This is a genomic window from Microbacterium sp. Z11_20, assembly GCF_057197605.1.
Map to the genome: position 1 here is coordinate 58,745 of NZ_JBXVOQ010000006.1, position 10,780 is coordinate 69,524.

General features: G+C 71.6%; 10 protein-coding genes. 4 read left to right on the forward strand and 6 right to left on the reverse strand.

From position 1 onward, the window contains the following. Nucleotides 1-2: 2 nt before the first annotated feature. Together rph and murI are read right to left on the reverse strand one after the other, a co-directional pair. The gene (rph, locus tag AC2DFQ_RS14650; RefSeq protein ID WP_484508910.1) at nucleotides 3-737 is read right to left on the reverse strand and encodes a ribonuclease PH; all 735 of its coding nucleotides are present in this window, start codon (nucleotides 735-737) and stop codon (nucleotides 3-5) included. 79 nt (nucleotides 738-816) lie between these two features. Then, nucleotides 817-1,635 carry a glutamate racemase gene (gene murI / locus AC2DFQ_RS14655; protein WP_484508909.1) on the reverse strand — a complete coding sequence of 273 codons (819 nt, stop codon included), beginning with the start codon at nucleotides 1,633-1,635 and terminating at the stop codon, nucleotides 817-819. A gap of 56 nt (nucleotides 1,636-1,691) precedes the next feature. Between murI and AC2DFQ_RS14660 the strand changes: the two genes are divergently transcribed. Beyond that, the gene (locus AC2DFQ_RS14660) at nucleotides 1,692-3,029 is read left to right on the forward strand and encodes a nicotinate phosphoribosyltransferase (RefSeq protein WP_484534399.1); all 1,338 of its coding nucleotides are present in this window, start codon (nucleotides 1,692-1,694) and stop codon (nucleotides 3,027-3,029) included. Here AC2DFQ_RS14660 and AC2DFQ_RS14665 read toward each other — a convergent pair. From AC2DFQ_RS14665 to AC2DFQ_RS14675, 3 genes are read right to left on the reverse strand one after another with little or no spacing between them, the layout of a single operon-like run. Beyond that, a complete protein-coding gene (locus tag AC2DFQ_RS14665) occupies nucleotides 3,026-3,292 on the reverse strand; it encodes a DUF3039 domain-containing protein (RefSeq protein WP_484508907.1) in 267 nt (88 codons plus the stop codon). The two genes, AC2DFQ_RS14660 and AC2DFQ_RS14665, sit on opposite strands and share 4 nt — an antisense overlap. A gap of 39 nt (nucleotides 3,293-3,331) precedes the next feature. After that, nucleotides 3,332-4,891 (reverse strand): hypothetical protein, encoded by a 1,560-nt coding sequence (locus AC2DFQ_RS14670; RefSeq protein ID WP_484534400.1) that lies wholly within the window; start codon nucleotides 4,889-4,891, stop codon nucleotides 3,332-3,334. Further along, a complete protein-coding gene (locus AC2DFQ_RS14675) occupies nucleotides 4,867-6,447 on the reverse strand; it encodes an ABC transporter ATP-binding protein (protein ID WP_484534401.1) in 1,581 nt (526 codons plus the stop codon). The genes AC2DFQ_RS14670 and AC2DFQ_RS14675 overlap by 25 nt, the downstream gene beginning before the upstream one ends. A 190-nt stretch (nucleotides 6,448-6,637) precedes the next feature. Between AC2DFQ_RS14675 and AC2DFQ_RS14680 the strand changes: the two genes are divergently transcribed. Together AC2DFQ_RS14680 and AC2DFQ_RS14685 are read left to right on the forward strand one after the other, a co-directional pair. Next, nucleotides 6,638-7,330 carry a phosphocholine cytidylyltransferase family protein gene (locus AC2DFQ_RS14680; RefSeq protein ID WP_484534402.1) on the forward strand — a complete coding sequence of 231 codons (693 nt, stop codon included), beginning with the start codon at nucleotides 6,638-6,640 and terminating at the stop codon, nucleotides 7,328-7,330. A 44-nt stretch (nucleotides 7,331-7,374) separates the two neighbouring features. Then, the gene (locus AC2DFQ_RS14685; RefSeq protein ID WP_484534403.1) at nucleotides 7,375-8,346 is read left to right on the forward strand and encodes a hypothetical protein; all 972 of its coding nucleotides are present in this window, start codon (nucleotides 7,375-7,377) and stop codon (nucleotides 8,344-8,346) included. Here the strand turns inward: AC2DFQ_RS14685 and AC2DFQ_RS14690 are convergent, their stop codons facing one another. Then, nucleotides 8,347-9,618: a CDP-glycerol glycerophosphotransferase family protein gene (locus tag AC2DFQ_RS14690; protein WP_484534404.1), complete on the reverse strand. Its 1,272-nt coding sequence runs from the start codon at nucleotides 9,616-9,618 to the stop codon at nucleotides 8,347-8,349. A 41-nt stretch (nucleotides 9,619-9,659) separates the two neighbouring features. On the opposite strand from AC2DFQ_RS14690, the gene AC2DFQ_RS14695 reads away from it, so the two are divergent. Next, nucleotides 9,660-10,754: a glycosyltransferase family 2 protein gene (locus AC2DFQ_RS14695; protein WP_484534405.1), complete on the forward strand. Its 1,095-nt coding sequence runs from the start codon at nucleotides 9,660-9,662 to the stop codon at nucleotides 10,752-10,754. Nucleotides 10,755-10,780: the final 26 nt, after the last annotated feature.

Here is a 10,780-nt window from a genome sequence, read left to right on the forward strand (position 1 = left end):
GGTCAGCCCGCCAGCGCCGCGGCCTGCGCGTCGCGCAGTCGGCCGCATCCGGCGACGCCGAGTTCGAGCAGCCGGTCGAGCTCGCTCTTGTCGAAGGGCGCGCCCTCGGCCGTGCCCTGCACCTCGACGAAGAGGCCGCGGCCCGTGACGACCACGTTCATGTCGGTTTCGGCGCGGACGTCTTCGACGTAGGCGAGGTCGAGCATGGGCGCGCCGTCGATGATGCCGACCGACACGGCCGAGACCGAGTCCACGAGCACTTCCGAGCGCTGCGCGATGAACTTCCGCTCCTTGCCCCAGGCGATCGCGTCGGCCATCGCCACGTAGGCCCCCGTGATCGCGGCGGTGCGGGTCCCGCCGTCGGCCTGGAGCACGTCGCAGTCCAGGACGAGGGTGTTCTCCCCCAGCGCCTTCGTGTCGACCACGGCCCGGAGGGCCCGGCCGATCAGGCGCGAGATCTCGTGCGTGCGGCCGCCGACGCGTCCCTTGATGCTCTCGCGATCGTTCCGGCTGTTCGTCGCCCGCGGAAGCATCGCGTACTCGGCGGTGACCCAGCCCTTGCCCTTGCCGGTCAGCCACCGGGGCACGCCGTTGGTGAACGACGCCGTGCACAGCACGCGGGTGCCTCCGAAGCTGATGAGAGCGGAGCCTTCGGCATGCGCCGACCAGCCGCGTTCGATCGTGACCGGTCGCAGTTGGTCGACGGCGCGGCCGTCTGCGCGGGTGATGTCGGTCATCGGGTGCCTTTCCTTCGGGTGATGTCGTCGTTCGGCAGTTCCCGTCGGGTCCTGCCGGAGTGGGTGGGGATGCGGCGCGTCAGCGGGGCAGGTCGATGGCGCCGGTGTGGACGAGGTGCACGTCGCGCACCTCGCGGCCCATGAGGCGGTGGGCGAGGCGGACGAAATCGTCGACGGAGTCGCCGGTGGCTTCGTAGACGTGGGAGGCGACGGCGTCCGGTCGCGTGAGCAGGTCGCGGCTCACCAGTTGGCGGTAGACGTCTTTCGCGGTCTCGGTGTCGCTGGAGACCAGGCTCACCTCCGGCCCCATGACATAGCTGATCGCGCCTTCGAGGAACGGATAGTGGGTGCAGCCCAGGACGAGGGTGTCGACGCCGGCGTACCGCAGCGGCGCGAGGTACTCCTCGGCGACGGCGAGCACCTCGGGCGAGTCGGTGACCCCGGCCTCGACGAACTCGACGAACCGGGGGCACGCCTGCGCGAACACCGTCAGCTGCGCGTTGACTTCGAGCATGTCCTGGTAGGCGCCGGAGGAGATCGTCCCCTCCGTGCCGATGACCCCGATGCGGCCGTTGCGGGTGGTCGACATCGCGGTACGCACGGCCGGACCGATCACCTCGACCACGGGAACGTCGTAGCGTTCGCGCGCGTCCCGGAGCATCGCGGCGGAGGCGGTGTTGCAGGCGATGACGAGCATCTTCACGCCCTGTTCGACCAGCGAATCGAGCACCTCGAGGGAGTACCGCCGCACGTCGGCGATCGGCTTGGGGCCGTAGGGCGACCGGGCGGTGTCCCCGACGTACAGGATGGACTCCCGCGGCAACTGCGCCGACACAGCCCGGGCGACGGTGAGACCACCGACACCCGAGTCGAAGATCCCGATCGGCGCCTCATCCACGACATCCCACCCTACCCGCGACTGCCGGCACGCCGATCGGTGGATAGGGTGACGGAATGAGCGCGAGCACCGCCCTGCACACGGACCGGTACGAGCTGACGATGCTGGAGGCGGCGTTGCGGGACGGCACCGCCGACCGGCGCTGCGTCTTCGAGGTTTTCGCGCGGCGCCTCCCCGGAGCCCGCCGATTCGGCGTGGTCGCCGGAACGGGGCGGCTCCTCGGGCTGCTGCGCGACTTCCGCTTCGGCGATGAAGAGCTTCGCTTCCTCCGCGACGAGAAGGTGGTCGACGCCCCGACGCTCGACTACCTGGCCGACTACCGCTTCGGGGGTTCGATCACCGGGTACCGCGAAGGCGAGCTGTACTTCCCGGGCTCGCCGGTCCTGACCGTCGAGGGCACGTTCGCCGAGGCGGTCCTGCTGGAGACCCTGGCGCTCTCGGTGCTCAATCACGACTCGGCGATCGCGACCGCCGCCGCTCGCATGAGCGTGGCCGCCGGCGATCGCCCCCTCGCCGAGATGGGCTCGCGCCGCGCCGGCGAGGATTCGGCCATCGCGGCGGCCCGTGCCGCCTACATCGCCGGATTCAGCGCGACGAGCAACTTGGCCGCGGGGCGCCGGTGGGGAATTCCCACCATGGGAACGGCGGCACACGCGTGGACGCTCCTCCACGACACCGAAGAGGACAGCTTCCGCTCTCAGATCGAGGCGCTGGGAACGGACACCACGCTGCTCGTGGACACCTACGACATCCGCACCGGCGTGGAGACCGCGGTCCGGGTGGCCGGCACGGGCCTCGGCGGTGTCCGCATCGACTCCGGCGACCTGCCGACCGTGGCCGCCGACGTGCGCGCGCAGTTGGACGGGCTCGGCGCGACCGGTACCCGCATCACGGTGACCAGCGACCTGGACGAGTTCGCCATCGCAGCCCTCGCCGCCTCTCCGGTCGACGCCTACGGGGTGGGCACATCGGTGGTGACCGGGTCGGGAAGCCCGACGGCGGGGATGGTCTTCAAGCTGGTGGCCCGACAGGATGCCGCCGGCTCGTGGGTGGGTGTCGCGAAGGCGTCCACCGACAAGGCGTCCAAGGCCGGGCGGAAGGCCGCCTTCCGCACGCGCGATGACGGTGTGGCCACCAGCGAGCTGATCGTCGTGTCCGACGGGTACGAGGAATTGGACGACGCATCCGCCCACCCGGACGCCCGCGCACTGCAGGTTCCCCTCGTGACCGAGGGCGAGATCGACACGTCAGCGGAGGGGCATGCGGGGGTCGCGGCCGCGCGGGCCCATCACGCGCATGTTCGAGAGGAGCTGCCGGTCCGCGCGCTGGCCCTCAGCCGCTCCGACCCCGCCCTGCCGACGGTGTTCCGCGACGCGGCCTCGATGGCCCGCTAGCTCTGCAGCGACTCGTAGATCTCTTTGCAGGTGGGGCACACCGGGAACTTCTCCGGATCGCGGCCGGGGGTCCACTTCTTGCCGCACAGGGCGCGCACCGGCTTGCCGGTGATCGCGGACTCCAGGATCTTGTCCTTCTTGACGTAGTGCGAGAACCGCTCGTGATCGCCCGGCTCGACGCTCTCCTCGCGGATGAGCTCTTCCAGCTCACGGTCGAGGGTGGCGATTCCGCCCGGATCGGGCTGTTCGACTGGCGTGCTCATGATGTGCCAGTGTAGCCGCGGGGAGGGGTCCGCGGCCCGTCAGGATGTCTCGGCGAGCTCCATGATGCGGTCGCCGCGGCGCGCGAAGACCGCCGCACCGATCGCGACGCCTGCCAGCAGGACGATCACACCCGCGGCCACCCCTGCCCACAGGGCCGGCATCGCGTAGGACACGTCGTCACTGACGGTCAGCCACCCCCACCACAGCGCCGGGGCGCTGAGGACGATCGCGCCGATCATGACCAGCGCCTGCGAGATCCCCCCGCCGGCGCCGGTGCGCTGAGGCTGCTGGAAGGGGCTGTCCCCGGGGTGCGACACGGCGTAGGGCGCGGCGGCCGAGGCGATGCTAGAAAGCCCCAACCCCGACAGGAACAGCGCCGCGCACACGCCCGCGAGGGCCGGGAGGACGGCCCAGCGACCGTGCACCGCAGCCGCGACCGAGACGGCGATGGCGAGAACCGGAACCGCGATCAAGACGATCGGAACGAGCCGCCCCACGCGGTCGGCCGCACCCCGCACACCGCTGGCGATGTGCATCCAGATCGCGGTGGAATCGTAGGCGACGTCGTTGTGCGGCATCCATCCGAAGAACAGCGCCAGAACCGGAACCGGCACCAGCGCCGCGATGGCCACCGGCACCCCGGCCACCAGGAGGGGGACGACGGTCAGGAGCGCCGCAACGGGCACGACGAGGATGTTGACGAGGTAACGGCGGTCGCGGAACCAGTACACCAGGCTCCGCGCGGCCACCACTCCCCCGGGCGTACCCGGCGTGACGGCGAACCACCCGAGCCCGCCGCGCTCGCGGACGGCGACGGGTCGCTCGACGCGCGTGAGCATGTGGTGGACCAGAGCCGCCCACGCCGCTGCGAGGGCCAGCACGGTCACGACGGCGACGACGAGCGAGACGGCCACAGCGGAGCCCGACTGGAAGGGCAGGCCCCACGCCGCCCCCAGCGGCGTGAGCGCCAGCACACCGGCGGCCTCCCGCAGCTGGGCGGGCACGGCGCCGCGCCATTCGAGGGAGGCGAGGAACACCCCCACCGGCACGACCACGACCAGCACCCCGACGAGGAATACCCCGGTCAGTTCGCGCGAGCGACGCTCCCGCACCACGAGGGCCGCGACCGCCTCGCTCACCCGCGCCAGAAGCGCGCAGGTCAGCACGCTGAGCACGACGGATGCGCCGCCCAGTCCCGGCGTGGCACCCTGCGTACGCCACATGAGGGCCGCGCACACCGCGAGGGCGAGCACGACCAGGATCGGCACGCTGACCACGCCGGTGACCGCCAGGGCCGCCGCGAGCGGGCCGGGCGGCAGGCCGACGACGGCGAACCGCCGCGGGTCGAGCGGGTCGACGGCGCCGAGCACGAGCGGGGCCGCCGCGAACCCCAGGGTGATGGCCGACCCGCCGAGCACCGTGACCACGTGCGCCGCGGCCGTGGAGGCATCGCGGAGGCTCAGGATGGCGATCCCCGCCACCGCAGTGGCCGCGGCCAGGACGATGAGTCCGACGGTCATCCGCAGGACGTGACGCCGGTCTCCTCGCAACGCGCCGAGGAGGGTGGCCAGTCTCAGTCGGAGAAGGCGTGCAACCACTCGAGCCCCTCCACGTCGCCCATGCCGCCGGACAGTTCGAGGAACCGGTCCTGCAGCGTTCCGGCGCCGCGCACCTCTTCCACCGTTCCCTCGGCGAGCACCTCGCCGGCCACGAGCACCGCCACCCGGTTGCAGACCCGCTCGACCAGCTCCATGCCGTGGCTGGAGAGGATGACCGTGCCGCCGTGTGCGACGTAGGTCGTGAGGATGTCCAGGATCACCGCACTGGAGACCGGGTCGAGGGATTCGAAGGGCTCGTCGAGCACGAGCAGGCGCGGCGAGTGGATCATCGCGCCGGCGATCATGACCTTCTTCGTCATCCCGGTGGAGTAGTCCGACACCGACCGACCGAGCGCGTCGGTCAGGTCGAAGGCGCGGGCGAGGTCGATGATCCGCTTCTCTACGACCGGCGCCGGCAGTCCCCGAAGAACCCCGTAGTAGTACAGCAACTGGCGACCCGTGAGGCGATCGAACGTGCGAAGACGGTCGGGGAGCACGCCCATCACCTGCTTGGCCTGGGTCGAGCGCGTGCGCGCGTCGAGACCGTTGACGGTGATGGTGCCCTCGTCCGGGCGCAACAGCCCCGCGATCATCGACAGGGTCGTGGTCTTGCCCGCGCCGTTGGGGCCCACGATCCCGTAGAAGGAGCCTGCGGGGACGGTGAAGCTCACCCCGTCCACCGCGCGCGTGCCGCCGAAGGTCTTCCTGACGCCCTGGAGGACCAGAGCGGGAACGGCGCCGTCGGCGTCGACCACCGGCTCCTCGAACACCGTGGCGAGGGCGGCGTCGTCGGAGCCGGGTTCCGGCTCCGGTGCGATCTCCGGCTCGGGCGCGGGTTCGACGAGGACGTCCGGCTCCGTCACCTCGACGAGCTCCGGCTCCGTCTCCGCGACCAGTTCGGGCTCCGTCTCCGCGACCAGTTCCGGCGCGGTCTCCGCGACGAGCTCCGGCGCCGTCTCCGCGACGAGTTCCGGCTCGGTCTCCGCGACGAGTTCCGGCTCGGTCTCCGCGACGACCGCCGGCGCGGCCGGGACGGGGGGAACGGGCGGAAGCGGAGGGCGGGGCGGGATGACCAGCCCGGGCGGCAGCGGCGGGGGCGGTCCGGGCGGAACGACGTCCGCCGCGTCCGTGGCCGGGTGCTCCGCGGGGGCGACCGCCACCGCGTTCGTCGGCTCCGACTCGGTGGTCACCGCATCCGCGGGCTGCGCCTCGGTCATCACCGCATCCGCGGGCTGTGCGATCGTCGCCGGCGCGTCGCTCACCGAGCGTGCGCGCGCGGCTGACGGCCGCGGGGCGGGCTTCTTGGTGGTGGGCTTCCGCGCCGCCGCGGGCTTCTTCGTGGCGGGTTTCTGCCCCTCGGCGGACGTCGAGGCGGGCTGGGCGATCGTCGGCCTCTTCGGAGCAGGCTTCTTCCCGGCCGGGGCAGCCGGGCGCGCGGACGCGCCCGTTCGCGCAGGCGTGCGGGGCTTGGGGGGCGTCGTGGGAGCCGCCTCCGCGTCGATCTCCGCATCGACGTCCGGGGGCGAACCGTCAGGCAGCGGCAGCGAGGCTGTCATCCGTCCAAACTATCAAGGTCACCCCGTGCACCGACCTGGTGTTCCCCTGTGAGACGGGGACACCGCGGGTCACGAATCGGCAACGGGTGAGGGATATTGTGCACCCTTCCAGCCATTATCGCTACCATGAGGGGCGCACAAAGGAGTGGCATTCCGGTGAACCGGAAGTGAACCAACCTCAGGAGCAACAGTGTCCCCTCAGATCGTCATCCTCGCCGCCGGCCTCGGCTCACGGCTCGGCCGCAGCCTTCCCAAGCCCCTCACGGAGCTCGGTGACGGTCGCAGCATCATGCAGCAGCAGCACGACAACGTCCACGCTGCCTTCGGCCCCGGCGCGCGGATCCTCACCGTCGTGGGGTATCGCGCCGAGACGATCGTCGATGCCTTCCCCAAGGCCGACTACGTCTACAACGAGCGCTACGACCAGACCAACACATCCAAGAGCCTCCTGCGCGCCCTGGCTCAGACGGGCAAGCGCGGCGTGCTGTGGATGAACGGCGACGTCGTGTTCGATCCGCGCATCCTCGGGCGGGCCATGCCGTTCATCGAACGCGACCAGTCCTTCGTCACCGTCAACACGGCGAAGGTCAGCGACGAAGAGGTCAAGTACACCGTGAGCTCCGAAGGGTTCATCAAGGGGCTGTCGAAGACCGTCGTCGGCGGGATCGGCGAGGCGGTGGGGATCAACTTCATCTCCGCCCGTGACAAGAGGGCGTTCCAGCGCCAGCTCGCCCGCGTGGGCGACCAGGACTACTTCGAGCGCGGCCTCGAGCTGGCCGTCGCCGAAGACGGCCTGCGCCTGGAGCCGATGGACATCTCCGACCTCTACGCCGTCGAGGTCGACTTCGCCGAGGACCTCGAGCGCGCCAACCTGTTCGTCTGACGACGCACGGGCACCCTGCAGACGCTCGTCATAGGATCGCCGTGATGAGCGACAAGGTCCACCGCATCCACTCCCTTCCGCAGGACGCACCGTGGTCCGGCGGGCTGCCGCCCGTGGGATCGGAGGAGCATCCGCGCACCATCCGCGCGCTCGACCGGGTGCTCGCCATCCAGCGTCCGGCCGTGCTGGCCCACCTCCGCAGCATCCGCCTCCGCCACCCGGATGCGTCGCCGCTGGAGATCGTCGGGATCCTGGAGCGTCGTTACCTCGCCGCCGTGACCGCGGGAGGCGCAGCGGTGGGCGCCACCGCCGTCGTACCCGGGGTCGGCACCGGCGTGACCCTCGCCCTCAGCGGGGCCGAGACCGTCGGGTTCATCGAAGCGACGGCGCTGTTCGCGCAGTCGATCGCCGAGGTGCACGGCATCGCCCTGGTCGATCCCGACCGCGCGCGCGCCTTGGTCCTCACCCTCATGCTCGGCAAGGAGGGCGTCGACCTTCTCGCCCAGCTCGCCGGTCAAGCCGGCGGGCGCGGCCCGACGCGGGCGGGCTACTGGGGCGAGATGGTGACCAAGACGCTCCCACGCGCCGCCGTCGGTCCTCTCGTGGACCGTCTGAAGTCCACCTTCATCCATCAGTTCGCCATCCGCGGCGGTGCCTCCTGGGTCGGGAAGGCCCTCCCCTTCGGAATCGGCGCCGTCGTCGGCGGGGCGGGGAACCACATCCTCGGTCGGCGCGTCCTCGTCGGATCGCGCCGGGCGTTCGGCGTTCCCCCGGTGCGGCTTCCGGCCGAACTGGAGCCCGCGCCCGGCACGCGCCGGGTCGAACAGTCCGCCCGCGCCGGCGCGCAGCGCATCGGCGGAGCGGTGGCCGGTGCCGCCGGTAGCGCCGCGCGCGGGGTCGCGTCGGCGGGCCGGACGGTCGGCGAGGCGACCCGCCGCGCAGGTGGCGCCGCCCGGCGGGCGCTCCCGGGGCGCTCGTCCTCGCCGGAGGGCGAGGACGGCGGATCACCCCGCTGATCAGTCCTCGATGTGGGGCTCGTCGCCGTCGTCGATGTCGTGTTCGGCGCCGGGCCGCGAGTGCCACTGCTCCCAGCGCTCCATGAGGGTCTCGATCGCCGCGGTGAAGCGGGCGGTCGCCGCCCCCGGGGCGGTGTCGCCGAAGTAGTAGCGCACCCAGTGCTGCAGCCGTGCCACCGACTCCGGGTCGGCCAGGACGCGGTCGGATTCGGCGACCACGGCTCCCGCATCCGCAGCATCCAGCCACTCGCACGCCGACAGGTATCCGTGCGTGTCGACGACCGCCTCGGGGTCGGCCGGCCGCGTGATCAGGAGCGGCTTGTCGGCGGCGAGGCGGTCGTAGACCATCGCGGAGATGTCGACGATCGCCAGATCGGCCACCGCCAGCTGCCACCCGAGTTCCGCACCGGCGTCGTGGACGTGGTTCGCGCCGGGGTCGGCGGCGTTGGCGGCCTCGAGCGCCGCGATGATGCGGCGGTTCGCTGCACCGTACTCGGGGTCGACGACGCCCGAACGCGGGTGCGGGCGATAGACCACGCGGTGACGCCCCGTGGCCAGGAGCGCCGAGACGAGGGCTTCCCCGTGCGAGCGGATCGATCCATAGTGCGCCGACGGGCGATCGCCCTCCCACGTGGGGGCGTAGAGCACGACGGTGCGGTCGTCGGGGGTGTACGGCAGCGCCCCGGAGTAGTGGTCGGCCTGGGGGCGGCCGATCGAGAAGGTCCGCGCGTCGAGGTCGTAGTCCCACAGCACCCGGTCCAGACGGTCGCGTGCGGCATCCCCGGCCACGAAGGCGTAGTCGTACGCCTTGAACTGATTGGTGGCCATGTACATCTTGTCGGACTCGCCGTGGTTGATGAACACGTGCCAGCGGTGCCCGTACCGGAACATCTGGAAGTTGCGGGTGTTCTGGTTGACGTAGAGGACGACGCGGATGTCCTGGGTCGCGACGAACTGTTCGAGGTCGCGCACGGAGGGCACGTACGCCACCGGCAGGGCGTCCTCGGCCATGAGCGCCCGCGCGCCGAACGCGGAGCGGGCCAGCACGACGACGGGCCAGCGCTCGGCGATGCCGGCCAGCGGCTTGTACCACTGACGCATCTGGTACATGTTCACCCCGCCATCGGCGAAGTACACCGCGATGCGATAGTGGTGCGGCGGATGCGGCGGCTGCGTCTGCACCACGCGGCGCACCGCGGCAACGGCCCCCCGGTTCGACAAACCCTTGCGGAAAAGGCTCCACGCGAGCTTGACGTCACTGAGCAGTCGCATCCTTCCAGCGTACCCAGGCGGCGCCGTGACATGATCGACGGATGCATGTCGCCGCTCCTGGACGCAGGGATGCGCCGGTCCCCGCGGACGGAGCCGGCGTCACGTTCGTCATGCCGGTCCTCAACGAGGAGCGGTACCTGCGGCGGGCCGTGGAGACGGTCCTGGCCCAGGATGTGCCCGGCCCGGTCGAGCTCGTCCTGGCACTCGGTCCGTCCTCCGATCGCACCGCCGAGATCGCCCGCGCGCTCGCCGACGAAGACTCACGGATCCTCCTCGTGGACAACCCCGCAGCAGACATCCCGATCGGGCTGAACCGCGCCATCCGGGCGGGCCACTACCCGACGATCGTGCGCGTGGACGCCCACTCCGAGATCGCGCCGGACTACACGCGGCGCGCTCTGGCCACTCTCGCCCGGGTGCGGGCCGCCAACGTGGGCGGAGTGATGCACGCCGAGGGGCGAACGCCCTTCCAGCGCGCCGTCGCCCGCGCGTACAACTCCCCCATCGGCCTCGGCGGCGGCGCGTACCACGGCGGCACGAAGGAGGGACCGGCCGAATCGGCGTACCTCGGCGTCATGCGCCGCTCCGTCCTCGAGGAAGTGGGCCTGTTCGACGAGTCCATCCGCCGCGGCGAGGACTGGGAGCTCAACCTGCGGATCCGCCGCGCCGGGTACCGCGTGTGGTTCGACCCCGAACTGTCCGTGGTCTATTGGCCCCGCGAGAGCTGGGTTCGTCTCGTCCGGCAGTTCCGCGCCACCGGGGCGTGGCGGGGCGAGCTGGTTCGGCGCTACGGCCGCCGCAACTCCCTGCGATTCTTCGCTCCCCCGGCGCTCGTCGCCGCCGTCGGGCTGAGCGCCGCCGTCGGGGCGTTGCAGGCCACCCGGGTCATCACCGGACCGTCGTCGCGGATCGCGTCGGTGCTACACCTGCCGGTCGCCGCCTACGCCGTGCTCATCGGCGGGGTCGCGGCGGGACGCGGGGGTGGCAAGGGATGGCGCGACAAGGTGTGGACGCTGGCCGTTCTCCCCACGATGCACCTGTCGTGGGGAGCGGGATTCGTCGCAGGTCTGTTCACCGGCGCGCGCGACACCGTCGACACGTCGCGGCTGGACGGGCGCAACACCCCCCTCCCCTGATCGCGCACCGCAGCACCCCGAGCGGG

Excerpts from the sequence above, each read along its gene's own strand:
- rph (WP_484508910.1), bottom strand. The coding sequence starts at position 737 with ATGACCGACATCACCCGCGCAGACGGCCGCGCCGTCGACCAACTGCGA.
- AC2DFQ_RS14660 (WP_484534399.1), top strand. The coding sequence starts at position 1,692 with ATGAGCGCGAGCACCGCCCTGCACACGGACCGGTACGAGCTGACGATG.
- AC2DFQ_RS14665 (WP_484508907.1), bottom strand. The coding sequence starts at position 3,292 with ATGAGCACGCCAGTCGAACAGCCCGATCCGGGCGGAATCGCCACCCTC.
- AC2DFQ_RS14675 (WP_484534401.1), bottom strand. The coding sequence starts at position 6,447 with ATGACAGCCTCGCTGCCGCTGCCTGACGGTTCGCCCCCGGACGTCGAT.
- AC2DFQ_RS14685 (WP_484534403.1), top strand. The coding sequence starts at position 7,375 with ATGAGCGACAAGGTCCACCGCATCCACTCCCTTCCGCAGGACGCACCG.
- AC2DFQ_RS14690 (WP_484534404.1), bottom strand. The coding sequence starts at position 9,618 with ATGCGACTGCTCAGTGACGTCAAGCTCGCGTGGAGCCTTTTCCGCAAG.
- AC2DFQ_RS14695 (WP_484534405.1), top strand. The coding sequence starts at position 9,660 with ATGCATGTCGCCGCTCCTGGACGCAGGGATGCGCCGGTCCCCGCGGAC.